This is a genomic window from Brevibacillus ruminantium, assembly GCF_023746555.1.
Lineage (GTDB): Bacteria > Bacillota > Bacilli > Brevibacillales > Brevibacillaceae > Brevibacillus > Brevibacillus ruminantium.
Genome location: NZ_CP098755.1, coordinates 1,413,423 through 1,438,891, shown reverse-complemented (window position 1 = coordinate 1,438,891; position 25,469 = coordinate 1,413,423). Strand labels below are relative to the sequence as shown.

Sequence of the window (25,469 nt, the reverse complement as noted above, 5' to 3'; positions counted from 1 at the left end):
ATTTTGCTGTCAGTAGTATAGATAAAATCTATGACGATGTATAGTTTGTATTCAATATCTTAATAGAAGATTAATCGGAACCTAACAAAACATTAGCATTGGGTCGATAGACTGAAACTATCTTACGAAAGGGAAGAAGGTCTCGCACATGGATGTCATCCTGGATGGATTAGCCAAATCATTTGATGAGGTTCAAGCTCTACATCCAACAAGTTTACGGATTCGGCAAAGCCGGTTCACGACGCTGCTGGGGCCATCCGGCTGCGGCAAGACGACGCTGCTCCGCATGATTGCGGGGCTGGAGACACCGGATCAGGGGGAAATCCGGCTGGGAGACGAGGTATTGTTTTCACGGCCTCTGGCCATTGAAAAACCCGTGCATAAACGCAATTTCGGCATGGTCTTTCAGGACTTCGCTCTTTGGCCGCATCTGACTGTCTTTGAGAACATCGCTTTTGGGCTTCGCGCAACCGGCCAAAAGAAAGAGGTGGACCGACTGGTAAACGAAGCGATCGAGCGGGTGCGGCTGCAGGGGATGGAAAAGCGTTTTCCCCATCAGCTCTCAGGGGGACAGCAACAGCGGGTTGCGTTTGCCCGGGCGGTTGTCATGAAACCGCCGCTCGTCCTGTTTGACGAGCCACTGAGCGCACTTGACGCAATGCTGCGGGATGAAATGCGGTTCGAGCTGATGAGTCTCGTGCGCGACATCGGCCTCACCGCTCTCTACGTTACCCATGACCAGACAGAAGCCATGTCGATGTCCGACGAGATCGTCGTCATGAACCGTGGACAGGTCTTGCAGGCAGGTACGCCCGAACAGATTTACGGGAAGCCAAAGCATCCCTTTGTTGCCAGCTTTATTGGGAAATCCAACTGGCTTAAGGAGGACAAGCTGGTGATTCGGCCCGAGCATATCAGATGGTACGGCGAGGAAGGCGATCTTACATACGAGGGCGTCATCCGCAGCGTCAGCTACATGGGCGATCGGTATGAGATTCACTTGGACATGGGCCGTCTTGGTTCATGGACAGCCTATCACGACAAGCGTCTGCCAGCAGGCGAGTCGATCCATATGTTCGTCTCTCCCCTGCATATACACAACATTACATCGATTTAGGGAAAAAAGAGGAGGATGTACAAAATGAGCAAAAGGCATGGTTTGAAAAAAAGCGTACTGGTTTTACTGACAGCGATGGTTGGATTTGGCGTCACCGCTTGCGGCACCAGCTCTCAGCCAACAGCAAGCACTCCCCAAGAGAAACAAGCAGCGTCATCTGCCCCAGAATCCTCTTCCACTCCAGCAGCAGGGACTGAAGAGAAGAAGCTGAGCGGTAAAGTAGTCGTTTACAGCGCAGGACCAAAAGGATTGGCGGAGTCGATTCAAAAAGGATTCGAAGAGAAAACGGGCGTACAGGTGGAAATGTTTCAAGGCACGACGGGAAAAATCTTATCCCGTATGGAAGCAGAAAAAGCAAATCCGGTGGTCGATGTAGTAGTACTTGCCTCCCTGCCTTCTGCACAAGGCCTGAAGAAAAGCGGACTCACACTGGAATATAAAGAAGCGAAAAATGCGGACAAGCTGATTCCCGAATGGTCCGACCAAGAGGGGCACTTCTTTGGCTACTCTGCCTCCGCTCTGGGGATTGCTTACAATACAAAGCTGGTGACAACGCCGCCGGAAGACTGGGCAGACATCGCCAGCCCCGAATGGAAGGACAAGGTGAACATTCCAGACCCGGCACAATCCGGCTCTGCGCTTGATCTCGTAACCGGTTATCTGAGCGCCCATGGCGAAAGCGGATGGGAGCTGTTTGAGGCGTACAAAAAGAACGGCGTGGCACAGGCCGGAGCCAACCAAGCTGCGCTCGACCCGGTGATTACAGGCTCGAAGAGTGCCGTCGTCGCTGCTGTCGATTACATGACGTACGCTGCGAAGGAAAAGGGCGAGCCGATCGACTTGATCTATCCAAAGAGCGGTACGGTAATCAGCCCCCGACCTGCAGCTATTGTGAAAACGAGCCAAAATGTCGAGAACGCCAAAGCTTTCATCGATTACCTACTATCTGATGAAGCGCAGAAAATGGTTGCAGAAACGTACTTGCTGCCAGGACGCACAGATGTGGCGGCGAAAGATCGCCCAGGTGCAGCTGAGATCCCGGTGTTGAAAATCGATTGGACCTGGATGGATGAAAATGGTGACGACGTAACAAAGAAATTTACTCAAGTGTTTAAATAAAATCATCCGCTACAAAGTGTTTACTAAACAGAAAAACGGTGAAGGATATGCAATCTTTGCGTGCGAGCAAGCTTTTCTCTCTTGGGATGGCCCTGGCAATTGCCCTGCTCTTGATCCTTGTGGTCATCCCCCTTCTTTTTATCTTTCAAACAAGTGTATACCCGGAGGGAGCGCTGGATCTTTTATCTCCGCTTCGGCTGATTCTGGACAGTGAGCTAGGCGAGGTTTTGCTGCACTCCATCTGGCTTGGCCTGTTGGTTGTCGCAGGTTCGACACTGCTGGCCCTGCCCGTGGCGTGGATTTTCGCGAAAACGAATTTCGTGAAGCACCAATGGGTAGACGTGATCCTGCTGATTCCGTTCATGACCCCGCCGTACATCGGCTCCATGGGCTGGATTTTGTTTATGCAGCATAACGGGTATCTGGAGCAGTTATTGCCATGGACATCTGCGTGGACACCGAAATTTTTCAGTGTTTTTGGGATGGTGGTGATTATGAGCCTCCACCTCTTCCCGTTTTTGTACCTGATCCTTCGCAATGCTTTGCAACAGATCGGAGGCAGCCGAGAAGAGGCGGCCGCGCTGCATGGCGGGTCCTTTGCGTATCGCTTTCGCCGCATTGTGCTGACTCTGCTTTTATCCAGCTATGCGATGGGCGCTCTTTTGATCTTCGTCAAAACGATCGCCGAGTTTGGAACACCTGCTACCTTTGGCAGGCTGATCGGATATTACGTCCTGACTTCGGAAATTCACAAATACATCTCCAGTTGGCCCATTGATTTTGGCAAAGCGACAGCACTGGCATCCATCCTGCTCTCTACCTGCTTGCTGCTTTGGTACATGCATTCATGGGTCACGCGAAAATTTACCTACCCGCTTGTCGGAGGCAAAGGCTCGCGGATCAAGGTTTATCAGTTGAAGGGCTGGAGAAGCTGGCTCACATGGACGTATCTTGCTGTGCTGCTCGGTTTGTCCATTGGTGTGCCGTACTTTTCTGTCATCAGTGCTTCCCTGATGAAGCTGCGCGGGGAAGGGCTGACGTGGGGAAATTTCACGATTCAAGCCTATGTTCAGTTGCTGAGTCCCGGCTCCAAAGGACTCCATGCACTTCTGAACAGCCTGAGCTTGTCCCTGGTAGCGGCTACGATTGCCGTCATACTGGGCACCTATTTCGCTTTGATGATTCAGCGGTCACAGCGCTTGTCCCAACGGTTCACTGACCTTTTTGCGCTTTTGCCAAATACAGTGCCAGGTATCGTGATTGTACTGGGATTGATCATCTTCTGGAATTCTCCGTGGATGCCGCTCAAGCTGTACAATACGTACGGCATGGTCGTCCTGACGTACGTCGTGTTCTTTCTCCCCTATACGGTGCAGTACGTCAAGGCGAATTTCAGCCAGATTGATCCGTCACTCTTTCAGGCGGGACGTGTTTTTGGAGCCGGCTCCTTCTATATTTTGCGGCGGCTCCTGCTGCCGCTGGTCATCCCTGGCATGCTAGCCGGCTGGATGATGACGTTTACCATTTCGATACGCGAATTAGTGGCGTCGTTGCTGATTCTTCCCCCTTCCATGGAGACGTCTGCGACGTATATTTTTGCCCAGTTCGAACAAGGAGAGGTAGCTCTCGGCATGGCGATGGCCGTGATTTCAGTGGGACTGACGACCGTGCTGCTGCTCTCTCTGCATATCATCAGCTCGAAGAGAAAGTGGAATGTGTAAAATGAGACAAATGACTGTATGGGGCGGCGCTGGTGAACATGGCCGCTCCAGCTATGTAATTCAAAAGGACGATACGCGAATACTGCTCGATTGTGGGGGAAAGAAAGAAGCGGGCGGCGTTTACCCGTTGCTCGTACCTCATGAGGTTGCACAGCTTGACGCTGTTTTTTTATCCCATGCACATGAAGATCATTCCATGGCAATTCCGCTTTTGTATAAATTCGGCTACGAGGGCGTCGTCTGGACGACAAAGGCAACGGCCGATCAGCTTCCTGGATACTACGCTGCATGGCGACGCTACGCAGCAAGACATTCGGCTGAGCCTCCCTATCGGGAAGAGGATATCCGCGCTGTGCGATTTGCCTATCTGGACGAGGCCGTGATGGCAGGTGAATGGCTTTCGATTTCACCGAGCCTGCGCATCTGCTGGGGACGTACAGGACATATGCTCGGCTCCGTCTGGATGCTGCTTGCCATCGAGGGAAGCAGCGTCTTTTTCTCTGGCGATTTTACCGGGGAGTCTGAATTGCTTCGTTTTGATTGGCCGGGAGACAACCTGCACATCTGGGAGCAGGAACCGATCGGCCTATCGATTGTCGATGCTGCTTATGGCATGGATGACCAGTCCCAGGCAGATAAACTGGCTGAGCTCTCGCAGCAGATCACGACTGCTATCGAGCGGGGAGGAAAGGTACTCTTGCCCGTACCCGTGCGGGGCAGAAGTCAAGATTTGTTAGTCTGGGCAAGCGAGACGTTTCCGCAGGTGCGCCTGCTGGTAGAAAGCGATATTCGGGATGGCCTGGAGCAACTGCTGGAGAGAACGGACTGGCTCCATCCGGGAGCAGATGAACGCATTCGCCTTGCCCTGAACGCTCCCAATATGCGCGTGATCAGGAGTTCCGCTGAGCGGGAAAAAGAGCTGGCCCAAGCAAAATCGTGCATCATCCTCACAGGTGACGGCATGATGGAGTCAGAGCGGGCAGGCTGGTACTATGAGCAGCTGCGCGGCCAGACGCAAAATACGATCATCTTGACCGGTCACCTGGCCGCCGAGAGTCTGGGGCGGCAGCTTTTGGAAAAAGCCGTCCCTTCCGATCATGCTTGCGATGTCCGTTTTATTCGCTACAAGGTCCACCAAGGAGCGGGCGATGTTCGGAAAATGCTCCAAGCGGTTCCGAGCAGACAGACGCTGCTTGTGCACGCTGGCAAACCAGCCACAGACCGTCTGGCCGAGGCGCTTTTTAGGGAGGGATTTCGCGGGCTGAACTCCCTTTCCCCCGGCGAGTCGCTGTCATTTGAATGAGTAGAAGTGATGACCATAAAAAAGCCAACCCTGTTCCAAGCAATAGCTGCCTGAACAAAGGGTTGGCTTTTTATTATCTATTCCGCAAGCAAATCCGCAAAAGCCTTGGCATAAGCCGGCAAATCTGGCGGTCTGCGGGAGCCGACAATATGACCGTCCACGACCACTTCCTGGTCTACCCAGATCGCGCCCGCGTTTTCCATATCATCTTTGATACCCGGCGTGGAGGTCGTCGTCACGCCTTTGAGAATTTTCGCCGAAGCCAGCACCCAACCGGCATGGCAGATATGGCCAATCGGCTTCTTCGCTTCGTGCATGGCCTGCACAAAAGAGAGAACCTCCGGATAGCGGCGCAGTTTATCCGGTGCCCAGCCGCCCGGTACCAGCACGCCGTCATAGTCGGCCGGATTGACATCTGCCATCGCTTTATCGGCCGCACAAGGCACGCCGTACTTGCCGATATACGTTTCCGCTTTGGGACCGACCAGATGGACCACCGCTCCCTCTTCCCGCAGCCGCAGGACCGGATACCACAGCTCCAAATCCTCAAATTCACTCTCTACAAAGCAGACGACCTGCTTCCCTTTCAGTCTCATCGATTCAGCCTCCCTGCTCCCCTCTTGGGACATTTCTCCCCTCTATTGTAGCAGGTTGGACGAGCAGCGGCATCCCGTTACTCCTCTTTCGACCGCAGCAGCCTCATCCCGTTGGCAATGACGATCAAAGAACTGCCCGTATCAGCAAGCACAGCCATCCACAGCGTCGAGTAGCCAAACAGGATCATCAGCAGAAAGACAACCTTGACCAAAAGCGAGAAGGCAATGTTTTGCTTGATGATGCGAAGCGTTCGCCGGCTTAACCCGATCGCGTAAGGCAGCTTTGTCAGGTCATCGGCCATCAGCGTAAGATCCGCTGTTTCCATGGCGGTATCAGAGCCAGCTCCCCCCATCGCAATTCCCACTGTCGCAGCAGCAAGCGCAGGGGCATCATTGATTCCGTCACCGACCATCGCTACACCCTTGGAGCTGGATTGCCAATCTTGGATCGCTGAGAGCTTATCTGCCGGAAGCAGCTCCGCCCGGTAATCCGTCAGTCCGATCCGCTGCGCCACTGCTTGAGCGGTGCCTTTGTTGTCCCCCGTAAGCATGGCGACCTGCTTAACCCCGATGTCTCGCAGTTTTTTCACGACTCCGGCGCTTTCCGGACGCAATTGGTCGGCCAAACCGATAAGGGCGATGACCTTTTGTCCCGTACCAAGCAGCATCAATGTCTCTCCCTTTTGCTGCCGCTCTTCAATCAGGGACTCGATGGCGCCCAGCGAGAATTGATGCTCATTTTTGAACCAGCGGGGATTGCCGAGGTAATACGTGCGGCCATCTACACTGGCTTGCACACCGCGTCCCGTTACGGACGTAAATTCCGAGGTGGCTTTCGGGCTGACCCCCAGCTTTTTGGCATAGCGCAGGATTGCGGCTGCAAGCGGGTGCTCGGACATCGCTTCCAGCGAAGCCGCGATTGTCATCACGTCCTCTTCCGTATGGCCATCCAGCGTCGCCACCGACACGACCTCCGGCGTCCCCACCGTAAGCGTCCCTGTTTTATCAAAGGCGATATGATCGATCGCACCCAGCCGTTCGAGATGGACGCCGCCTTTGATCAGAATGCCGTGTTTGGCCGCGTTGCCAATCGCGGAGACAATGGACACAGGCGTCGAAATGACGAGAGCGCACGGGCAAGCGACCACGAGCATCATCAGTGCCCGGTAAAACCACAGATCCCACGGTTGCTGCAAAAGCAGCGGAGGGACAATGGCGATCAAAGCCGCGATGACGATCACAGCAGGCGTATAGTACTGAGAAAAGACGTCTACGAAGCGCTGCGAAGGCGCTTTTTGTGCCTGGGCTTCTTCTACCAGGTGAACAATCTTGGACAGCGTATTCTCTTCAAAACGCTTGGTCACCCTGATTTTCAAAGCGCCCTGCTCGTTGATTGTTCCTGCGTACACATCGTCATCCACATTCTTTTCCACGGGAACCGACTCACCGGTAATGGGCGCCTGATTGACAGTGGAAAATCCTTCGATAACCCTGCCGTCCATAGCTATTTTCTCGCCCGGTTTGACCAGGATGATCTCACCAACCGTAATTTCTTCAACCGGAACTCTGATTTCTTGACCGTCTCTGATCACCAGTGCTTCATCAGGAGCGAGCTTCATCAGGCTGCGCAGAGAGTTGCGCGTCCGCTCCATCGTATAGGCCTCCAGGGTTTCTCCAAGGGAAAACAGGAAAACAACGGCTGCACCTTCTTCCCACTGGCCGATCACCGCTGCCCCGATAACGGCAATCGTCATCAGAAAATCAATACCCAGCGTCTTTGATTTCAAGCCGTAGATCCCGCTTTTGGCAATCCGGAAACCGCCGACCAGGATGGCCGCTGCGTAAAACCAGACCAGAACACTTTCCGAGGTTCCGGCAAACAGATCGAGCGCCCACGCCAACAGGAAAATCGCTCCCGAAATGAGTGTTGACCAGGCTTTTTTGTTTTTCAGCCAAAAGCTCTGGTTTTCCAACTGCTTTCGGTCCTTTTCCAGAACGGCTTCATAGCCGGCCTGCCTGACCGTCCGCACAATCGTATCTGCTGCGCTGCCGTCATGGTGTACGGACATTTTAGCCGCACCAAAATTGACGCTGACCTGGTAGACCGAGCCAATCGCTCCTACCTTTTTCTCCAAACCTCGGGCACAGTCAGCGCAGTCCATGCCACCGATGCGAAAGACTGTAAGCTCACCCTCGCCTTTTCCTAGCAGCATGTCGGCATGGCTGACTTCCTCATCGTGCACAGAATGCGAATGACCCCCATGCTCGTGGTGGTCTGCGCCGCAGCAGGCACCATGCTTTGCTGTCTGATGGGTTTCCCTATGATCGGACGCTTCCAGCGCAATTTCAGTTTGGTTCGTTGGTTCACAACAACCGAGCTTCTTGGACATCTCCAACACCCCAATATATGATTAATTGTTCATATTTGAATTCTTACCCCTATCATATTTTTCCTCACTCCCAAATGTCAACACTCTTTTCCAAAAATTCTTGGAAAAAGTTCCTACCATTCCTGTATCCCATTCAAAACCATAGCTTTCCCTGTTTCAAAAAGCTGGATGCGCCTGTGCCAAAAGCTGGATGCGCCAGCGCAAAACAAAAAACCCGGCGTTCGCCGAGTTTTCATCGAAGGATTTCGTATGCTTATTCATGCTTCAAATGCTGGAGAGTCTGGACAAAGATTTGCTCAATATGTCCATCATCCAGGGAATAAAAGACCGTTTTTCCTGCTTTGCGCCGCTTTACAATTCGCAGATTGCGCAGATACCGAAGTTGATGGGAGACAGCAGACTGTCCCATCCCCAATACCGTAGAAATATCGTGGACGCATAATTCCTGTTGCAGCAAGGCGTAAATGATTTTTACCCGTGTCGGGTCACCCAGCGCCCGGAAGAGGTCCGCCAAATCAACGGCTGTATGCTCATCTATCATTTTATCCTCGAGTCGTGCCGCTTCCGAAGCTTCCGACCCCTGGCAGGTTTCATCGCATGTTTCCTGAATCTCGTTGTTCGAATTCATCCAGACACCACCCTCATCAATAACACTCTACCGCCAGTATAACAAAATTCATGACTGAAGTCGTCCAAAAGCGTCGACCGTAAGATCAATATACGCTGCTTATGGGGAGTTGCAATCTTGCGCTTTGGTTTTCGTCAATAAAAAAGTGAGAAACAGGATCATGGTCACTGTTTCCCACCTTGCAAAGATATGTACGGGGGTTAATAAAAAGGGATGAACCCCCACGGTTTTAGTCCCATTTGTTATTTTAACATCGGCTGAAAATTAGTCAAGAAACAGAAATTTGTATCGCTCTGAGCATGGCAAATTCTTTTTTCACCAGGACCGCAGTCCAAAACACGATGATTGCATCGATTACCAGTGATCCCCAATAGATACCGGATACTCCGATCACGCTCGGCAGAATCAACATGACTGGTACATAGAAAATAAGTTGTCTGGTAATCCCGATGATGGCTGCCGGCTTTCCTTTATCAATGGAAGGGTAAAACGTCATGGCCATAAAAATCATGGACAACAGCGGTAAAATTGCCATGTGAATTCGGAAATACATCGTATGCGTTCCCGTCAATGCTTGATCAGGCAGCATGAATCCCAAAACAGATTCGGGAGCGGCCATGGAAACAAGCCAAAAAGGCAGAGTTAAGAGCATAGAGGCAACAGTGAAAATCCGGTAAGCGCTTATGACACGCTCATATTGCCCGGCACCGTAGTTTATGCCGATAACTGGCTGAAGTGCGCGCATTAAGCCGAAGATCGGAGTAAGCAAAAAGGTGAAAACGCGGTAGACGACACCATAAAAAGCGATATCAAGTACCGTACCGTATCTGGAAAGCGCGTTGAAGACGACAACCGCTTGCACCAGGTTCATAACATTCATGATCAGCGAAGACATTCCCAGTCCAATGATAGATTTTACAGTAGGTGCATCCTTGTAAATGGAAAAAACTCTTGTTTTGAAGGAAGAAAATCCTTTGCCAAAGTAAATCCATCCCAGAAGCGTGTAGACAAACATGCCGATATTCGTTGCCCATGCAGCTCCTTCTACTCCCTTATCAAGCGCTACGACCAGAATATAGTTGAACAAGATGTCAGCCGCCAGACCGATTCCCATCACAACGGCTGCTGATTTCATTTTTCCTTCGGCTCTCACGATCATGTTGGCTGCCAGTCCATAAATCCAGAAAAATGAGCCAATCACTGTAATTCGGAAATAACGGTCTCCCAGAAGTAACGCTTCTCCTTCTCCTTCTCCTTCTCCTCCCATCATCTTGATGAGTTGAGTGGAGAACAGCAATCCCGGCACCATATAAACCACAGTTGCAATCAGGGTAAGCGAGTTGACATGTCCTAATAATCGTTCCTGTGTGTATTTGTCCTGACGGCCTATCGCAATGCTTAATACAGATCCTGCACCAACTCCGATCAGAGAGCCAATACCGATACTGAACTGAGTTAAGGGATACGCTACGGAAACTCCCGCCAAGGCGGTTTCACCTATGTAGCGGCCTACAAAAAAGGCAGAGATGACAGCGTTTAATCCGTACAGAACCATAGCAATGATAGCAGGCCAAGATAATTGATACATGACTTTCCAAAGATTTTCGTTCAATATCAGATGCTTTTGTCTTTCTTTATCATTTCCTGTTTGAACATTTGTCATATGAACACCCTTTCCTCTCTCAGCGTATATACCTGACATTCTCAGCCGCTTTTCTGAATCGGCTGTTGCTGTAAAGAGTTATTGATATTCATTATTGACGAAATGCGGATGCTTCGCCGCCTGCGAACGGATTATCCTTAACGTGAAACGGATTCTTTTGAATGGCGCTCTTGATCAGTGGTGAAATTCGCGGTTTTGCCAATTTCACTGGGATTGTAGCCATAAGTTTTACGAAACAGCGTGGAGAAGTGGCTTAAATTGTGATACCCAACCATGAGGGCCGCTTCGCTTACGTTTCCTATCCCTTGCTCCAGTATTTTTCGCGCTTCATTCATTCGTAATCCGCGCACATATCCGAAAACGGTCGTCCCGAACAAATGCTTGAATCCGAATTTGAGCTTGTAATCATTAAGGCCGACCAATCTAGCCAGTTCAAGCAAACTGGGGGGCTCCTTCCACATATGGGACAGAATCTCTTTGGCTTGGTGAAGGCTGCGGATATCATCAGCTTTCAGTCTGGAAGCCGCTCGAACCTGTTCTTCTCCCTGCATTGCCCCGTTCAAGTGATAGGCCAGCAGTTCAAACGCTTTCCCTTCCAAATAAAGCTTCTTGAGAGTGCCCGAATACGGACAATGGATCATTTGTTCTACGATGAAAGAAATCTGAGGAGAACCGGCCGTTTGTCTACATATAAAAGGTTCGCTCGACAGACGGGCAAGTTCGGGCTGCAGCTCCCTCAAATACCGTATATCGATGCGAAGTTCCATCTGTAACATTTGCTTGGCAGGAGCCAGCTCAGCATGCAGCTTTTTATCATGCATAAACAAGAGCGTGGAACCCCCCGGGGACAAATCGTAGCTTCGGCTTTGGCCGGCTACTTCCCAATAGCCTCGCCCTTCTAGCGTATAAGCGATCTCAAGATGAGGATACTGAACACCGATATCGAATGTGACAGGTTCATCAAGCTTCCCATCAAACCAATTGATCTCCATACCATTTCTCAAGCAAATCCGTTGCAAATGAACCTTCCCGCTCCCTGACGGAATGGAGTACATTTGATGGTATGGTTCCTCTTGATTCGATAACTGCGTGATATCGTTGAATTCCTCGAACAGACACGCCAAATTATGCGTATTCATTTGCAGCTTCAACTCCGTTCTCCCCTCCTCATCGTCTAAAGAATGAAGGCCCGGACATTTGTATAACCATAGATTTATATCGTTCCGGACCTATCTCATCCGTATCTAGTTACCCGTTCATCCATTGTGAGTACATTATAGGTTCACGGAAAAAAATTGTAAATGAACAAAAGTTTTTACTTAAGGAAAAATATGAAGCATAGTGAGTATTGTGGAAAATCGAAATTCAGGCTAAAAAAACCATTCGCTATTCGAATGATCATAATCAAAATTAAAAGGACACCGTTTACCGCTCCATTTGCGGAAAACAGTGTCCTTTTTTATCGTATTTAGCCGAGAAGACTCCCACTTTTAAGTCTTACCTAGTTTCAAGAAAGTGGGGGTGTGTTCAAATTACACGTTACCTTCATTCGCCGGAGGCGTAAACGTCCGTTTGGCAAGCTCGGCGTCAAGCATGTAAAATGCATTGCTATCGTTATCAATGCGTCTTAGCTTCTGGATGATGCTGTCGAAGGTCGCTTCTTCCTCGACCTGCTCGTCGATGAACCACTTGAGAAAATTGATCGTCGCGTGCTCCCTTTCATTCCAAGCTGCATCGGAAAGATCGTAGATCCGCCTCGTCACCGTTTTCTCGTGCTCATACGCTTGCTCAAAGGCGTCAAGCAGCGATTCATATTCATTCTCAGGGCTTTCTAAGCCGTCAATACGCGCGCGCCTGCCGAGACGGTTGATGAAATGGTAAATTTTCATCGCATGAAACTTTTCTTCTTCCGCTTGTACGATGAAAAAATTGGCAAATCCATCAAAGCTTTCTGCTGAACAGTACGCTGCCATCGCCAAGTAAACATGGGAAGAATAAAATTCGTAATTCATTTGGTCATTTAATTTCTGCAACAGTTCATCAGACAACATTCTACCCTCACCTTTTCTTATAGACTGCAACTCGTTTACCTATGAAACCGGTTGAACACCCCTCTATTGTAGCACATGAAGGAAATTTTCAAACCGATCATGATTCTGATAGCGTCAGGAGAGCATCGTATATCTTCAGTGTAAAATGACTTCCTCCTATGTAATGAGTGCGTGTTTACTGCCCTAAATATAAAAAGTTCTTTAGGCTTTATACCCAAAGAACTTTATTTTGACTAATTATGGTGCCGGTAGAGGGACTTGAACCCCCACGGTTTCCCTCACGATTTTGAGTCGCGCGCGTCTGCCAATTCCGCCATACCGGCATCTATGAAATTACATGGTCGGGAAGACAGGATTCGAACCTGCGACCCCTTGGTCCCAAGCCAAGTACTCTACCAAGCTGAGCTACTTCCCGGTACTACTCTTTTGTTGTGTGCCCCCGAAAAGTGCCCGGAGTACACAAAAAGCTTCTTTACCTTTTTCAGGGTTGAATGGCGTGCCCTGAGAGATTCGAACTCCCGACCTTTTGATTCGTAGTCAAACGCTCTATCCAGCTGAGCTAAGGGCACATTATATCTGCAATTGTCTCATCCTGACGACTCCAATAGTATACAGGTTTCTATGAAAAAAAGCAAGAAAAAAGTGAATCACCCCCCGTTGTTACTGGTCACAAGCCCCCACTGAACCCTTTTTATTTTGCCTGTCGCTTTGGCCTTCGATTACAGGAGCTGCAGCAACCAGACGACTGTCTGCGAAAGTATAGATTGAACGGATAATCCAGAGGATGACGGCCATAGATGATCCAGCGTCCCTTTACATTTCGGCGCAGTTGGTAGACACGGAAGAACCGGTCCTCCCTGTCAAAACCGAACCAGACAGCGAGCGTCACTGTTCCCTTGGCTTGAGACAGCAGCTTTACGCTGAGGATCGGCGGCGCTCCAATTCCGTCGCCCACTGGTATTGCCAAACGTCCGCGAATGGTACGAAGCTGGAGATTGCGAATCACCCGATCCGCCAGACAATCGGTCATATGCTTTCTGAGAAAACGTTCGATCTTTGCCCTGGATTGAAAGCGATCGGGCAGCAACACCCCTCGATCTCCGATGCGCTTTCGAGCAGAAAAGATGATCGTCCAAAAAGCGTTCTCAGCCTGACGAATGACCCTTACCCATTCTTGGTTCATCCACAACACCTCCTAATAAAGGGTATGCGGCTTTCCCTACAGGGGCTTGGGCAGGTTACCCGGATGCATCGTTTTTCTTTCGCACGGACAACCTAAAAGGGATTGACCAAAGCTAGAGGAGGTATGGCACAATGCCTGCGCAAATCAACACAGATCAACTGAAAAAGGCGGAAGTATCCGCGACTCTCGCCAAAACTCTGATTACCCAAGCAATCGAACAATCCGCTGCCAACCCGCAACTGGCAGAGCAAGCACTGAAACAGGCTTCCGAAGAAATCACCCAGGCACAAACCATGGTTTCACAGGTGCAATCTACGGTTCAAAGCCAGTCTCAGCAACCAGAAAAGGCCAAGTAAGCCTCGCAAGACAAATGAATGACAACGGATGACAGGGCAGATGCGGAAAATCTGCCCACTCTGTATCCTCCTGCTGCTCCTATCCACTCCTTCCTTTCCCTCTCCATCTTTTCCAGCTACAATAATAAAAACAGTTGCTGGAGGGTGGAGCGCTTATGCTGCAGCTTAATGGCATTAATCATCTCTTATTTTCGGTTTCCAACCTGGATCAGTCCATCCGCTTTTATCAGGATGTTTTAAGGGCAAAGCTGCTGGTCCGCGGACGGAAGCTGGCCTACTTTGACCTTGGCGGCCTTTGGCTGGCACTTAATGAAGAGACAGACATCCCTCGCAACGAGATCCATCACTCCTACACACATCTCGCCTTTTCCGTAGCTGAGCAGCAATTTGAAGAGTGGAAGCAGCATCTGATCCAAGCCGGGGCCACGATCCTGCCCGGACGTGAGAGAGATGAGCGTGACAAGCTTTCCCTTTACTTTACAGACCCCGACGGGCACAAATTTGAGCTGCATACCGGCACACTTAAGGACCGTCTCGCCTACTATCGGGATACCAAGCCTCATATGCGCTTTTTTGAATAGAAAGCTGTTATGATCATTGAACTACCACACGGTTGTCATGAGAAGATTTCATGCATGAAGAGAAAACAGGGTGTCCCCTCGCCTGCTGAGGCAATGGGAACACCCTGTTTCTGTCTGATTAACACTTGTATCGTTTATCCCTCTGATACTGCTGGAGTTGCCGCAGTTACTTGACCGTTGTCCTTTTTTGTGTGAAGCAGCAGGATATTAAGCAAAACGGCCGTCAGAGAACCTGTAACGATCCCGTTTTGCATCAGCATTTTCAGCATATCGGGCAATTGATCAAACATCGCTGGTACCGCTGCAGAACCGAGTCCGACTGCAATGCTGCATGCAGCGATCAGCAGATTCTCATTTTGGCGCAGGTCAACACGGGATAAAATATTGATGCCCGAGGCCACGACCATTCCAAACATCGCGATCATCGCCCCACCCAGCACCGGATTCGGGATGATCGTCGTCAATGCAGCCAGCTTTGGCAAAAGTCCGAGAATCACGAGAATGCCGCCTGCACCAATCATGGCATGACGGCTCTTGATGCCTGTCAAGGAAACCAAGCCCACATTTTGCGAAAAGGCCGTATACGGGAATGCGTTGAAAATACCACCGAGGAAAATCGCCACGCCTTCACCGCGGAGCCCTTTGACGACATCCTGCTTGGTCACCTGCGTCTCTGTCACTTTGCCGAGGGCAAAGTATACACCGGTTGACTCTGCCATGCTGATGATGTTGACGATAATCATCGTGGCTATGGCAATGATATTAAACTCCGGTACACCAAAGTAAAACGGTTGCACGATGTTTACCCAGGAAGCAGTCGCCACATTTTCAAAGCTGACCATTCCCATAACGTAGGCGACCAGCGTCCCTGCAGCCAATCCCAGCAAAACGGAAATCGCACGCACGAAACCAGAAAACAGTCGATTAATCAAAAGAATGACGGCCAATGTACCCAGTGCGAGCAATAGGTTTCGGGGATTTCCAAAATCGGCACTGCCCGCTCCTCCGGCTGCATTATTCATGGCGACCGGAATCAGGGACAACCCGATAATCGTCACGACAGAACCCTGAACGACTGTCGGGAAAAAGCGCAGCAGCTTTCCGAAAAGCGGAGCCGCCAGAACCACGAAGATCCCGGAGATGATAATCGCGCCATAGGCTGTGGCCAGATTGCTCGACGAGGCGATGGCAATAATCGGACCAACCGCCGTAAACGTACACCCGAGAACCACGGGCAGCTTGATACCGGTATAGCGCGTTCCGATCACTTGAAGCAGGGTGGCAATCCCGCTGGTAAACAGGTCAGCAGCGATCAGGTAGGCGATCTGGGCCGGCGTCAGATTCAGCGCATCCCCGATAATCAGCGGAACGATAACCGCTCCGGCATACATGGCCAGCACATGCTGCATGCCCAACGTCAGCGTTTTTTGTTTGGACAACATGGACGTTTTTCCTCTCCTTTGTCAAATATCGGGATCGATGATGCTAGGAATGAACGGGAGAGGACTCCACAAATTGAATCTCTCCTGGTTTCATGGAGGCAATGCGGGCCAAAGATTCTACACGAACACCTGCTTCCTCCAGCAAGCCCCGCCCTTCCTGAAAGCTTTTTTCTACGACTGCACCTACGCCGACCAGATGCGCTCCGGCGTCTTTTACAATCTGGGTAAGGCCCACCAGCGCAGCCCCTGTCGCGAGGAAATCATCGACGATCAGCACGCGCTCCTGGCTGCTCAGGTATTGCTTGGCGATACTGATTTGGTAGTGTTCCTGACGGGTAAACGAATAGACAGGCGCCGAGAAAACATCGTCGGAGAGGGTTACGGCTTTTTTCTTTTTCGCGTAAACAAAAGGAACTCCCAAGGCATACGCCGTTGCAAGAGCAAAGTGAATCCCGCTGGCCTCAACCGTCAGAACTTTGGTCACTCCTTCCGAACGGAAGAGATCGGCAAATGCCTGTCCAATTTTCATGGTAAGCTCCGCGTCCACCTGATGATTCAGAAAAGCATCCACCTTCAAAACAGTTTCCGACAACGCTCGTCCGTCCCGGATAATGCGCTCTTGCAATTCCTTCACACTATTTCCTCCTGTTCACGAATCCATCATGATTTGATTAAAGAAAGCCCAGTAGAGACAGTTCACCTGGCAGGTTGATCGACACCAACTCCAAGTGAACCTGTCCCACTGGGCTATTCCGGCAGGCAGTCACAAAATGTGCAAGCAACAACAGGAAACAGCTTCCGCAGCACAAAAGGTGGCGGAAAGACAATCGGTCCTGGGTGCTTGTTCACTCGTAGTCAGGCGATTTACGGTCACCCGGTAGAAACTCATGGGCCAATTCCCAAAATTATACGAGGTTTCAGCTTTGTTTGATTGATAAAGACAAATCTACCACACGAGCGGCAAAAGGGGCAAGCGTATTTTTTGGAATCGGGGAGAAACCGCCCCGTTGCCTGAAAAGAGGCTGTACTCATGGAAAAAGGACCCTTTTCCTCTGGTTAAGGGTCCTTCTTGCATACTCGTATTCTTACCTTCTCATCTCGATCAGGGGAAATCATACTGACAACTGCTGCTGTTCGCCTCCGCGTGCTGACAGCCATTACCGCTTGGGTTTCCCCGAATTTCGCATCCCCATGGTGATCTTTTTCCATTTGTCTTTTTCGGCGGACCGCAGTCTGGCATCCTCTTTGCGAGCCAGATGGGCCAATTCGCGCTGGAGCTTCCGATAGCTGTCAAAGCGGGCTTGCTCCAGCCTGCCGTCCTCAATCGCCTGGCGAACGGCACAGCCAGGTTCCTTGGCGTGCTGACAGTCATAGAAACGGCACTGGGCGGCAAGTTTTTCCACGTCGTCAAAGGCATCGCGAATGCCTTCTTCTGCGTCCCAGAGCTGCAGCTCCCGCATCCCCGGCGTGTCAATCATCAGTCCGCCTCCAGGCAGCTGGAACAGCTCCCGATGAGTGGTGGTATGGCGGCCGCGGTCATCTCCCTCACGGACGTCTTGGACCAATTGCCGCGTCTGTCCGGACAGAGAGTTGATCAATGTTGATTTGCCGACTCCAGATGAGCCGAGCAAAGCGACTGTTTTTCCCGACCCCAAATAGGGCTGTAATGCGTCCAATCCCATCCCCAACTCAGAGCTGATCGCGTGCACCGGTACCCCGACGGCGACGGCCTCCACCTCAGCGAGCTTTGCCTCCAAATCATCACAAAGATCCGCTTTGCTCAGCACGATGACCGGATTGGCACCGCTCTCCCAAGCCAGGATCAGATAGCGCTCCAAACGGCGCAAATTAAAGTCGTTATTCAGTGCATTCACCAGGAAAACCGTGTCTACGTTGGTCGCCACAATCTGCTCCTCTACGCTGACACCTGCTGCCTTCCTGGAAAACTTGCTTCGCCTCGGCAAAATCGCGTGAATGGACGCTTTTTTCTCCTCCGGCCGGGGACTGATCACGACCCAGTCGCCTACCGCCGGGTAGTCCTCTCTGCCTGCCGCCTCATAACGAAGCTTTCCCGTGACCTCGCCCAGCAGTTCGCCATGCGTGGTCAAGATGCGATATATCCGTTTATGTTCCAGGGCAATGCGCCCTACTTCATATCCCTGTTCCAGAAAAGTATTAGCATGGCTGGCGAAAAAATCATCCCAGCCCAAAGACATCAAAAATTGGTTCACGTGTGGATTCCTCCTGCTTATCGGTTTCGTCTTGCTTCCTCACAAAACCGTCACAGGAAATCCTCACAAAAAGAGCGGTTACTGCCCGACTGAAAGGAGGACTCCTGTGACCCCAACTGCATCTCTCTTCTCAACAATCATCATGCATACCATATAACATCTCTCCTTTCAGACCGGTTCACCGATCTGTACGACTTTCTTTCCCTGATATTGTATCACGGTTCGCATACGTCTACCAACAGCGTTCTCAATTTTTGAACCAATCAATCGCTCCCGCCGCCGCCGTCTCCACCGCCGCCATCACCGGAACCTCCATCTCCCCAGAAGCTGCCCGAGTCATGATGCTTATGGTTGTCATCATGGTGGTAATACCCGGATCCGGCTGAACCATCTGCACTCGAGGAATGCTGTCTTCCCCGCCCTTCTTTCTTTGATGCCTGCGAAATGAACATGATCAACAGCACAAAGGCGATCAATACACCAATGAAGATTCCCATCCAGTTTCACCTCGACCTGTTATTTCTTTCCTTCCCCCCTATTATAACACGGGGGATTTTCTCGGGTTGAAAGACCCTCTCAAAACCTTGGTGCAATAGGCGCCGATCATTGTCGTGGAGGACTCCCCGGACCAGCTCGCGGTCTATGATGCACGCTTCTGGGAGCTGGGCCGTTCCTTCCTGTATGAAGCAGCAAAAAAGTAAAAGCCATCCCTCTGGATAGCTTTCGTAATGGTATCGCTATTTCTCGGATGCTCTTGTCAGCATCCGGGAGCCAAAGCGGACTGCCCAAGCTTTCTCCCCCGTCTTCCAGAAAAACGGAAGCGGAAGCTCCATGGGCTCCATGACCAGCGTGCGGGGATCACTGGCCCGCAGCGAAACCGGCTGACCTTCTATCTCTGCTACAGGGGCCCCCTCCTCCAGATAAATCCGTAAGTGTCCGCCTTCCGCAGAGGTGTAGGTCCCTACGAAGCGCGACAGCTCCTCGCTGGTTGCGGGATAACGGGGCTCCTTCTCCCGATGCTCCGGCGGCAGCCCCAGCACCTGATGAATCGCTGCCAGCCAAATATTTCGCACAGGGACATTGGCGACATTGGTCAAGACGACCGCGACAAGACCTTCCTCAGGCACAAATCCGAAGTGTGACGATACGCCTGGCTGCCCGCCCCCGTGTTCGACGAGTGTCCGTCCCACATAATCACGCGTGGTCGTAAGCGCATAGCCGTAGGACGTTTTCCTGCCGATTTGATGCACAGGCTGCCACATCCTCGCAAGCGTTTCTGGACGCACGAGACGGCTCCCCCGGCAGCTCCCGCCGTTGACATAAAGCTCTCCGTACGTCAGCAAATCTCTGACATTGGAGCGGATGCCGCCGCCTACCTCATAGTTGCCAAGCACGGGCCAGGCCACCTTTTCCCATCCGCCGCCTGCTTTTTTCACGTAGGGCACGGAAACATCAGAAAGCCGGGCCACTTCCTCCAAACTGAAGGTAGAACGGTTCATCTCCAACCGATCGAGCAATTCACTGGTCATATGGCGGCGGAACAGTTTTCCGGTGACTCTCTCCACGATCAGTCCCAAAAGCAAAAAGGTGTCGTTGCAGTAGCTGAAATACTCCCCCGGCTCTCCCAAGCATAGATGCTCTTCCTCGGCAACATAGGAGAGGTGGTCATTCAGCTTGCACAGTTCCTCACGGCGAAAAATCGGTGCCAGACCGGTTGTGTGACTGAGCAAATGACGAATCCGGACACGCGACGGGTCCTGCAGCGCAGCCAGAGAAAACTCCGGCAAATAGTCCGTAACCGGATCATCGACAGACAGCACTCCCGCCTCTTCGAGCTGCATGATGGCCAGTGCGGTAAAGGACTTGGTGATCGACGCAATGCCAAACACGGTGTCGGGGCTAACCGGCTCTTTCGTCTCCAGATCGCGCAAACCAAACCCTTTTTCATACAGCAATTCGCCATGCCGGGACACCGCCACGGCTGCACCGGCAATCTGTTCCTGTTCCATCAACCGGCCCACATACTCTTCAAAACGTCCCCACTGATCCATGCTCACTTACGTCCCCTCCCCCGGCTCAAACGGGAAGGCAGAAATCGTCCGCCCCTGCCTTCCGGTCGTCGTGACCGCCTGCGAAAGGGAGTTGAGAATCGCTTCTTCAGCAGCCTCACTCGCCGCGGCGAAAAGCTGGTTCATGACCGGGTGATCCTCGCGCAGTTGGACTCTCGTCTCCGTCATTTTTTCGGAATGATGGGGGATTTTATGCGCGGTCGAAAATGCAATGACGATATCACCGCTGCCGTGGCTGTAGTGGCTTCCCGTTCTCCCCAGTCCAATCCCGGTGCGTTTGGCGACACGAAGCAGTTGACGGTCACTGAGCGGCGCATCTGTTGCCAGCACAATGATGATCGAACCGTCTGGCGGATTGTCCAGCGCTGCAGGCAGATCTTGACGGCGTGAGCGGTACTTTTCGAACAGGAAATCTTCTTTTTTTCCAAAATTGCTTTGGACAAGTACGCCTACAGTGTACGTTGCTTCCTTCGTTTCGACCAGGCGGGAGGAACTGCCGATCCCGCCTTTGTATCCAAAGCAAACCATCCCTTTTCCTGCTCCGACAGCCCCCTCCTCTGCTGGCTCTGTCGTCGCTCGAGCAATCGCTTCTATGGCATGCTCAGGCTGCACAGCACAAGCGCGGATCGAATTTAAATGACCGTCATTGCACTCTCCGACGACGATATTGATCGTACCTGTGGTGTCGCCTATCTCGCTGTTTTGCTCCAGCATGTAGCGAAGTGTCCCTTGGGCCACAGCCGGCACGGAAAAGGTGTTTGTCAGCATGATCGGCGCTTCCAGCGTGCCCAGCTCGTTGATTTGGACCAGTCCGGCCGTTTTGCCAAATCCGTTGAACACATAGCTGGCAGCGGTCACCTTTTCCCGAAAAAGACTGCCTCCATGCGGTAAAATGGCCGTCACGCCCGTACACACATACTCACCCTCCGCCGCGTCCAGCGGATAATCCAGGGTGACATGTCCGACCCGTACGCCCTCCACATCGGTGATGCAGTTTTTCCTCCCGATCGGAAGCTTTCCGATTTCGATCCCATATTCGCGAACTTTTCTGCGTCCCATCATCTTCTCTCCTCTTTCCGGCTTGCGGCAATATCCTCTCGATATCTACCGTCAGTCTCCCTTCAAGCCTGGGTGGTTGCGGAGGAAGTTCTCATTGGCAAAGCCTCTTACTTCCCGCTCCGAGAAGTGCTTCAACAGTTCATTGATCAAATCCTGCATCATCCCTGCGTGCTCCAAACCTTCCACATAGTTTACAATCCCGTCAAAGTCGGAGCCCAGGCCAATTTGCCCCACTCCGCCCAGCGCGCAAAAATGATCGATGTGGCGAATCAGGTCTTGGATGGTCGCATTCCCTCCCTTTTTGACAAAAGCCGGACAGAAGACTACATGAATCATCCCGCCTCGGGCGAACATCGCCTTGGCTTGTTCATCTGAGAGATTGCGCGGGTGATCACAGATGGCTTTTGCGTTGGAGTGGCTGGCGATCGGATAGGCAGCCAGCTCCAGCACATCCCAAAAGCTCCGCTCCCCCAGATGAGAGACGTCTGTCAGAATGTGGTGTTCGTTGTTAAGCTCGACGATCCTTTTCCCAAATGCGGTCAGTCCGGCATTTCTCGTCTCCCAGGCACCATCTGCTGCCAGATTGGCATGATTCCAGGTCAGGCCGACGGAACGGACCCCCAGCTGATAGAGAATTCGCAGCTTTTGCAAATCATTGCCGATCGCTTCTACGCCTTCCAGCGTAAGCATCGCTCCGATTTGGCCCTCACGAAGCATGTTTAGATCGGCCCAATCCCGGATGTGCACGAGTTCCGGATTTTTTCGCAAGACCTCTTCATAAAAGAGATCGATCTGGTCCAGAATGGCTTGAAACTGCTGCTCCAGCTTCGTCGTCGGCGGAACGTACAGGGCAAAGCATTGCAGCTTCACCTTGCCTGAGACGAGCCGTTCCAGATTGGTCTCCAGCTCAGGTGCAGTCCGGTATGTGAGGGGCTCGCTGCTTTTCCACATCTTGTAGAGCGCATCACAGTGAAAATCTACGATTTGCATGATCCGTTATTCCTCCCGTAGTCTTGCGTCATCGCTACTGAATCACTTCATTGCCCGGCTGATTCGTTTCGCCTGAGACGCCTTCTGTCCGTTTTTTGTAGTGCTTCTGAAGCAAGCGGGTGACCGGTCCCGGCTCCCCTATCCCGATTGTTTTGCCGTCCACCTGTACCACCGGCATGATTTCCGAGGTCGTGCTTGTGATAAACAGCTCATCGGCCTCGTACAACTCCTGCAGGTCGACGTATTTTTCCTGAAAATCGACGCCAAGCTCAGCCGCTACCCTTTGGACCGCCATACGCGTGATGCCAGCCAGGATATGGCGTGAAAGCGGTGTGGTCTGGACACGGCCGCCCTTGACCACGAAAACATTCGAGCTGGTGCCTTCCGTGATCTTTCCGTCCCGATGCAGGATCGCTTCCAGACATCCCTGCTCATGCGCTTTTTGCTTGGCCAGGATATTGGGCAGCAGATTGAGTGATTTGATATAGCAGTTGGTCCAGCGCTCATCCGGATGCAAGATGGTCTTTGCCCCTTTTTCCCGCAGTTCAGCCGAGATGCTGCGAAACGGCTTTGCTGTCATCGAGATCGAGACTGGACAGTCGGGAAACAGATGGTTGCGCGCTGCCATGCCTCGCGTAATTTGTACGTACACATCCAGATCGGTCAGATTGCTCCTGCTGATCAGCTCGAAAATGACCGCTTTGAAGCTCTCCCTCGCTTCCCGAAAAGGAAGGGCAATCGCTTCTGCGCTCATATAGAGCCGATCCAAATGCTCCTCCAGCATAAAAGGCTTGTTATTATAAATTCTTATAACCTCATAGACGCCATCCCCAAATTGATGGCCTCTCTCATCGATCGGAACCACCGGGTCACGGGAATCGACGAAACGGCCATTGAAATACGCAACACTCATGATTGTTCTCCCCTTCTTGAGATGGTGTGAGTTGGTGAACCGTCACATTTTTGTCATCAGACGGTCGGTTTTTGGCTGCTTTCCCTTCCAAAGTAATGTATTTTTTCGCTTCAATCCAATAGAATTAAGCCATACTGGTTATTAACAAATCGAATACGTGATGGAGAGAAACAGGAGAGATTTTACATGAATGCGGAACAGATCGAGGCCTTTATATTCGTCGCGTTGACAGGCAGCTTCAGCAAGACCGCGGATCTTTTGTACCTTTCCCAGCCTACGGTCAGCATGCGGATCAAAGCACTGGAAAACGAGCTTGGCTGCAAGTTGTTTCAACGCACAGGCAATACAGTCGCCCTGACACGGGAGGGCGATGTCTTTTTGCCGTACGCCAAGCGTGTCCTGCAATCACTGCAAGACGGGCAGCTGGCCATTCAGCGGACTCACGGTTTATTGGAAGGAGAATTGGTCATTTCCGCCGTGTTTGTGGCCGCTTTTTACATCCTTCCGGAGCTGATGGAGAAATTCACCACACTGTATCCAAAGATCAAGCTGACGATTTTTACGGGACACTCCCATCAGGTGCTGGACATGGTGCTGCACCACGAGGTTTCGTTTGGCATCGCCCGGGCCGTGAATCATCCGCAAATCAAACGGATACAGCTGATGCCGGATGAGATGGTCCTGGCCGTTTATCCTGATCATCCGTTTCAGAACCGGACGCAGGTGACATTGGAGGACGTGGCTCGGGAAAAGCTGATTCTTTTCAACCGGGGATCATTGGATTGGACACTGATCCATAGCGCGTTCAGTCATTATCAGCTGGAGAAAAACGTGGTGATGGAAGCGGATAATATCGAGGTCGTCAAACGCATGGTCAAGCAGCGTCTGGGCATTGCTTTTCTCCCCCGCTTCTCGATTCAGGAGGAGGTGGCTTCCCATGCGCTCAAGGAGGTGGAAGTCCTGAGTCTCCCTCATATCAATCGCAATTTTGAGTTGATCTATCACCAGGAGGCTACGATGAATGGCATCATGAACACCTTTATTGACTTTCTCATCGCTCATCGGGGCGTGACGACGTGACGAGCCTCTTGGGTAAATAAAGAATCCCCTTCCCATTTTGCAGAGCCTCATGCGCTCTGCCTCATTGGAAGGGGATTTGCTTGTCTCAAAAACAGATGGGGTCGCTTACCTTTCCTGTCGGGTTCGCTCAATGAAATCCAGTACGAGTCGATTGAACTGGTCGGGCTGGTCCATGGGTGGCAGATGGGCAGAATCGGCCAGCAGTACCTTCTCTGCATGGGGAATGCGCTCTGCCAAAACGTCAGCAATTCCTTGAAAATCCTCGTAATCTTTGCCTCCGGCGATGATCAGTGCAGGCGCTTGAATCTCTTCTAGTCTTTCGCTCGGGGGAGGCGCAAGCCATGCGGGCTGTTTGGTGAGAGGCGGCAGTGAATAAGCGTGATCGGTCATCTGGACAAAGAGCTCCCGCGCTTTCTGTACTTCCGATCGGACCGGCTGATCGGGGCCGTCAAACCACATGCGTGCCGCCATTTCAACCGTTTCTTCACGCAACCCTTTTTCATAGAGATCCACGAATTTTGCAAAATCCTTTACCCGTCTCTCCGCTCTCGGATAGCCGTGCAAACCGGAGGATACGAGCACAAGACTTTTGACCATCTCCGGATGCGCCACGGCAAATTCCAATGCCACCATTCCTCCGAACGAGAGTCCAATCACATGTGCCTGTTCAATCCCCAGTTCCTGAAGCACAGCCTGGGTGTCCCCGAACAGCGTAAAGGGTTCCTCCGTCATCGGGGTTTGTCCCATTCCTCGCAAATCAAAGCTGATCACACGATACTTCTCGGAAAGGACAGGTACTTGCTCTCGCCACATGCGGGAATCGAGATTGATCCCGTGGATCAAGAGAAGCGGCTCTCCCTTTCCGCAAGCCTCATAGTAAAAAGACGTGCCATTCCTTTCGACAAAGCCCGTTACTTTCTCAGTGGAAGCTTCCATATTATCTCACCCCTCTTCAGACTACCACATCTTACCAACCC

23 protein-coding genes, 3 tRNA genes and 1 riboswitch are annotated in these 25,469 nt (G+C 51.6%); of the genes, 7 read left to right on the top strand and 19 right to left on the bottom strand.

Annotated features, from left to right (window positions below; all coding sequences use genetic code 11):
- Positions 1 to 148 precede the first annotated feature (148 nt).
- Genes NDK47_RS06975 through NDK47_RS06960 form a run of 4 tightly spaced genes read left to right on the top strand, consistent with a single transcriptional unit; the run spans position 149 to position 5,260 of the window.
- A complete protein-coding gene (locus tag NDK47_RS06975) occupies positions 149 to 1,117 on the top strand; it encodes an ABC transporter ATP-binding protein (RefSeq protein ID WP_251874130.1) in 969 nt (322 codons plus the stop codon).
- A gap of 24 nt (positions 1,118 to 1,141) precedes the next feature.
- Positions 1,142 to 2,236 carry an ABC transporter substrate-binding protein gene (locus NDK47_RS06970; RefSeq protein ID WP_251874129.1) on the top strand — a complete coding sequence of 365 codons (1,095 nt, stop codon included), beginning with the start codon at positions 1,142 to 1,144 and terminating at the stop codon, positions 2,234 to 2,236.
- A 47-nt stretch (positions 2,237 to 2,283) separates the two neighbouring features.
- Positions 2,284 to 3,957, top strand: coding sequence for an ABC transporter permease (locus tag NDK47_RS06965; protein WP_251874128.1), 1,674 nt, complete (start codon positions 2,284 to 2,286; stop codon positions 3,955 to 3,957).
- A gap of 1 nt (position 3,958) precedes the next feature.
- The gene (locus NDK47_RS06960) at positions 3,959 to 5,260 is read left to right on the top strand and encodes an MBL fold metallo-hydrolase (RefSeq protein ID WP_251874127.1); all 1,302 of its coding nucleotides are present in this window, start codon (positions 3,959 to 3,961) and stop codon (positions 5,258 to 5,260) included.
- A gap of 77 nt (positions 5,261 to 5,337) precedes the next feature.
- Here NDK47_RS06960 and NDK47_RS06955 read toward each other — a convergent pair whose 3' ends face one another.
- The 10 genes from NDK47_RS06955 to NDK47_RS06910 form a co-directional block, all read right to left on the bottom strand.
- Positions 5,338 to 5,856: a type 1 glutamine amidotransferase domain-containing protein gene (locus tag NDK47_RS06955; protein ID WP_251874126.1), complete on the bottom strand. Its 519-nt coding sequence runs from the start codon at positions 5,854 to 5,856 to the stop codon at positions 5,338 to 5,340.
- Positions 5,857 to 5,933: 77 nt separating this feature from the next.
- Positions 5,934 to 8,069 carry a heavy metal translocating P-type ATPase gene (locus tag NDK47_RS06950; protein WP_251876039.1) on the bottom strand — a complete coding sequence of 712 codons (2,136 nt, stop codon included), beginning with the start codon at positions 8,067 to 8,069 and terminating at the stop codon, positions 5,934 to 5,936.
- A gap of 430 nt (positions 8,070 to 8,499) precedes the next feature.
- On the bottom strand, positions 8,500 to 8,874 hold the full coding sequence (locus tag NDK47_RS06945) for an ArsR/SmtB family transcription factor (protein ID WP_251874125.1): 375 nt from the start codon (positions 8,872 to 8,874) through the stop codon (positions 8,500 to 8,502).
- Positions 8,875 to 9,142: 268 nt separating this feature from the next.
- Positions 9,143 to 10,537, bottom strand: coding sequence for an MATE family efflux transporter (locus tag NDK47_RS06940; protein WP_251874124.1), 1,395 nt, complete (start codon positions 10,535 to 10,537; stop codon positions 9,143 to 9,145).
- Between the two features lie 137 nt (positions 10,538 to 10,674).
- Positions 10,675 to 11,688 (bottom strand): helix-turn-helix transcriptional regulator, encoded by a 1,014-nt coding sequence (locus NDK47_RS06935; RefSeq protein WP_251874123.1) that lies wholly within the window; start codon positions 11,686 to 11,688, stop codon positions 10,675 to 10,677.
- 381 nt (positions 11,689 to 12,069) lie between these two features.
- Entirely contained in the window at positions 12,070 to 12,588 is a 519-nt protein-coding gene (locus NDK47_RS06930) for a ferritin (protein WP_251874122.1), read from the bottom strand.
- 240 nt (positions 12,589 to 12,828) lie between these two features.
- Positions 12,829 to 12,911 (bottom strand) — tRNA-Leu (locus NDK47_RS06925).
- Between the two features lie 15 nt (positions 12,912 to 12,926).
- Positions 12,927 to 13,003 (bottom strand) — tRNA-Pro (locus NDK47_RS06920).
- Between the two features lie 77 nt (positions 13,004 to 13,080).
- Positions 13,081 to 13,157: transfer RNA gene (locus NDK47_RS06915), tRNA-Arg, on the bottom strand.
- Positions 13,158 to 13,279: 122 nt separating this feature from the next.
- Positions 13,280 to 13,771 (bottom strand): IseA DL-endopeptidase inhibitor family protein, encoded by a 492-nt coding sequence (locus tag NDK47_RS06910; RefSeq protein WP_251874121.1) that lies wholly within the window; start codon positions 13,769 to 13,771, stop codon positions 13,280 to 13,282.
- A 131-nt stretch (positions 13,772 to 13,902) separates the two neighbouring features.
- On the opposite strand from NDK47_RS06910, the gene NDK47_RS06905 reads away from it, so the two are divergent.
- Together NDK47_RS06905 and fosB are read left to right on the top strand one after the other, a co-directional pair.
- Positions 13,903 to 14,127, top strand: coding sequence for a hypothetical protein (locus NDK47_RS06905; protein ID WP_251874120.1), 225 nt, complete (start codon positions 13,903 to 13,905; stop codon positions 14,125 to 14,127).
- 155 nt (positions 14,128 to 14,282) lie between these two features.
- Positions 14,283 to 14,708 (top strand): metallothiol transferase FosB, encoded by a 426-nt coding sequence (gene fosB / locus NDK47_RS06900; RefSeq protein ID WP_407653389.1) that lies wholly within the window; start codon positions 14,283 to 14,285, stop codon positions 14,706 to 14,708.
- Positions 14,709 to 14,842: 134 nt separating this feature from the next.
- Here the strand turns inward: fosB and NDK47_RS06895 are convergent, their stop codons facing one another.
- The 8 genes from NDK47_RS06895 to dat form a co-directional block, all read right to left on the bottom strand.
- Positions 14,843 to 16,150 (bottom strand): nucleobase:cation symporter-2 family protein, encoded by a 1,308-nt coding sequence (locus NDK47_RS06895; protein WP_251874119.1) that lies wholly within the window; start codon positions 16,148 to 16,150, stop codon positions 14,843 to 14,845.
- Positions 16,151 to 16,193: 43 nt separating this feature from the next.
- A complete protein-coding gene (locus NDK47_RS06890; RefSeq protein ID WP_251874118.1) occupies positions 16,194 to 16,784 on the bottom strand; it encodes a xanthine phosphoribosyltransferase in 591 nt (196 codons plus the stop codon).
- A 198-nt stretch (positions 16,785 to 16,982) separates the two neighbouring features.
- A riboswitch (purine riboswitch) is annotated at positions 16,983 to 17,083 on the bottom strand.
- A gap of 224 nt (positions 17,084 to 17,307) precedes the next feature.
- Positions 17,308 to 18,366 (bottom strand): ribosome small subunit-dependent GTPase A, encoded by a 1,059-nt coding sequence (gene rsgA / locus NDK47_RS06885; protein ID WP_251876035.1) that lies wholly within the window; start codon positions 18,364 to 18,366, stop codon positions 17,308 to 17,310.
- Positions 18,367 to 18,644: 278 nt separating this feature from the next.
- A complete protein-coding gene (locus NDK47_RS06880; RefSeq protein ID WP_251874117.1) occupies positions 18,645 to 18,878 on the bottom strand; it encodes a hypothetical protein in 234 nt (77 codons plus the stop codon).
- Between the two features lie 240 nt (positions 18,879 to 19,118).
- On the bottom strand, positions 19,119 to 20,432 hold the full coding sequence (locus NDK47_RS06875) for a serine hydrolase domain-containing protein (RefSeq protein WP_251876033.1): 1,314 nt from the start codon (positions 20,430 to 20,432) through the stop codon (positions 19,119 to 19,121).
- Between the two features lie 6 nt (positions 20,433 to 20,438).
- Entirely contained in the window at positions 20,439 to 21,509 is a 1,071-nt protein-coding gene (locus tag NDK47_RS06870; RefSeq protein ID WP_407653388.1) for a DmpA family aminopeptidase, read from the bottom strand.
- Between the two features lie 51 nt (positions 21,510 to 21,560).
- The gene (locus NDK47_RS06865; RefSeq protein ID WP_251874115.1) at positions 21,561 to 22,499 is read right to left on the bottom strand and encodes a dipeptidase; all 939 of its coding nucleotides are present in this window, start codon (positions 22,497 to 22,499) and stop codon (positions 21,561 to 21,563) included.
- Between the two features lie 34 nt (positions 22,500 to 22,533).
- Positions 22,534 to 23,412 (bottom strand): D-amino-acid transaminase, encoded by an 879-nt coding sequence (gene dat, locus NDK47_RS06860; protein WP_251874114.1) that lies wholly within the window; start codon positions 23,410 to 23,412, stop codon positions 22,534 to 22,536.
- A gap of 186 nt (positions 23,413 to 23,598) precedes the next feature.
- Between dat and NDK47_RS06855 the strand changes: the two genes are divergently transcribed.
- Positions 23,599 to 24,492: a LysR family transcriptional regulator gene (locus NDK47_RS06855; protein ID WP_251874113.1), complete on the top strand. Its 894-nt coding sequence runs from the start codon at positions 23,599 to 23,601 to the stop codon at positions 24,490 to 24,492.
- A 105-nt stretch (positions 24,493 to 24,597) separates the two neighbouring features.
- Here the strand turns inward: NDK47_RS06855 and NDK47_RS06850 are convergent, their stop codons facing one another.
- Entirely contained in the window at positions 24,598 to 25,428 is an 831-nt protein-coding gene (locus NDK47_RS06850; protein ID WP_251874112.1) for an alpha/beta fold hydrolase, read from the bottom strand.
- Positions 25,429 to 25,469: the final 41 nt, after the last annotated feature.

Excerpts from the sequence above, each read along its gene's own strand:
- NDK47_RS06975 (WP_251874130.1), top strand. The coding sequence starts at position 149 with ATGGATGTCATCCTGGATGGATTAGCCAAATCATTTGATGAGGTTCAA.
- NDK47_RS06970 (WP_251874129.1), top strand. The coding sequence starts at position 1,142 with ATGAGCAAAAGGCATGGTTTGAAAAAAAGCGTACTGGTTTTACTGACA.
- NDK47_RS06965 (WP_251874128.1), top strand. The coding sequence starts at position 2,284 with ATGCAATCTTTGCGTGCGAGCAAGCTTTTCTCTCTTGGGATGGCCCTG.
- NDK47_RS06960 (WP_251874127.1), top strand. The coding sequence starts at position 3,959 with ATGAGACAAATGACTGTATGGGGCGGCGCTGGTGAACATGGCCGCTCC.
- NDK47_RS06955 (WP_251874126.1), bottom strand. The coding sequence starts at position 5,856 with ATGAGACTGAAAGGGAAGCAGGTCGTCTGCTTTGTAGAGAGTGAATTT.
- NDK47_RS06950 (WP_251876039.1), bottom strand. The coding sequence starts at position 8,069 with ATGCTGCTAGGAAAAGGCGAGGGTGAGCTTACAGTCTTTCGCATCGGT.
- NDK47_RS06945 (WP_251874125.1), bottom strand. The coding sequence starts at position 8,874 with ATGAATTCGAACAACGAGATTCAGGAAACATGCGATGAAACCTGCCAG.
- NDK47_RS06940 (WP_251874124.1), bottom strand. The coding sequence starts at position 10,537 with ATGACAAATGTTCAAACAGGAAATGATAAAGAAAGACAAAAGCATCTG.
- NDK47_RS06930 (WP_251874122.1), bottom strand. The coding sequence starts at position 12,588 with ATGTTGTCTGATGAACTGTTGCAGAAATTAAATGACCAAATGAATTAC.
- NDK47_RS06910 (WP_251874121.1), bottom strand. The coding sequence starts at position 13,771 with ATGAACCAAGAATGGGTAAGGGTCATTCGTCAGGCTGAGAACGCTTTT.
- NDK47_RS06905 (WP_251874120.1), top strand. The coding sequence starts at position 13,903 with ATGCCTGCGCAAATCAACACAGATCAACTGAAAAAGGCGGAAGTATCC.
- fosB (WP_407653389.1), top strand. The coding sequence starts at position 14,283 with ATGCTGCAGCTTAATGGCATTAATCATCTCTTATTTTCGGTTTCCAAC.
- NDK47_RS06895 (WP_251874119.1), bottom strand. The coding sequence starts at position 16,150 with ATGTTGTCCAAACAAAAAACGCTGACGTTGGGCATGCAGCATGTGCTG.
- rsgA (WP_251876035.1), bottom strand. The coding sequence starts at position 18,366 with ATGTCTTTGGGCTGGGATGATTTTTTCGCCAGCCATGCTAATACTTTT.
- NDK47_RS06880 (WP_251874117.1), bottom strand. The coding sequence starts at position 18,878 with ATGGGAATCTTCATTGGTGTATTGATCGCCTTTGTGCTGTTGATCATG.
- NDK47_RS06875 (WP_251876033.1), bottom strand. The coding sequence starts at position 20,432 with ATGGATCAGTGGGGACGTTTTGAAGAGTATGTGGGCCGGTTGATGGAA.
- NDK47_RS06870 (WP_407653388.1), bottom strand. The coding sequence starts at position 21,509 with ATGGGACGCAGAAAAGTTCGCGAATATGGGATCGAAATCGGAAAGCTT.
- NDK47_RS06865 (WP_251874115.1), bottom strand. The coding sequence starts at position 22,499 with ATGCAAATCGTAGATTTTCACTGTGATGCGCTCTACAAGATGTGGAAA.
- dat (WP_251874114.1), bottom strand. The coding sequence starts at position 23,412 with ATGAGTGTTGCGTATTTCAATGGCCGTTTCGTCGATTCCCGTGACCCG.
- NDK47_RS06855 (WP_251874113.1), top strand. The coding sequence starts at position 23,599 with ATGAATGCGGAACAGATCGAGGCCTTTATATTCGTCGCGTTGACAGGC.
- NDK47_RS06850 (WP_251874112.1), bottom strand. The coding sequence starts at position 25,428 with ATGGAAGCTTCCACTGAGAAAGTAACGGGCTTTGTCGAAAGGAATGGC.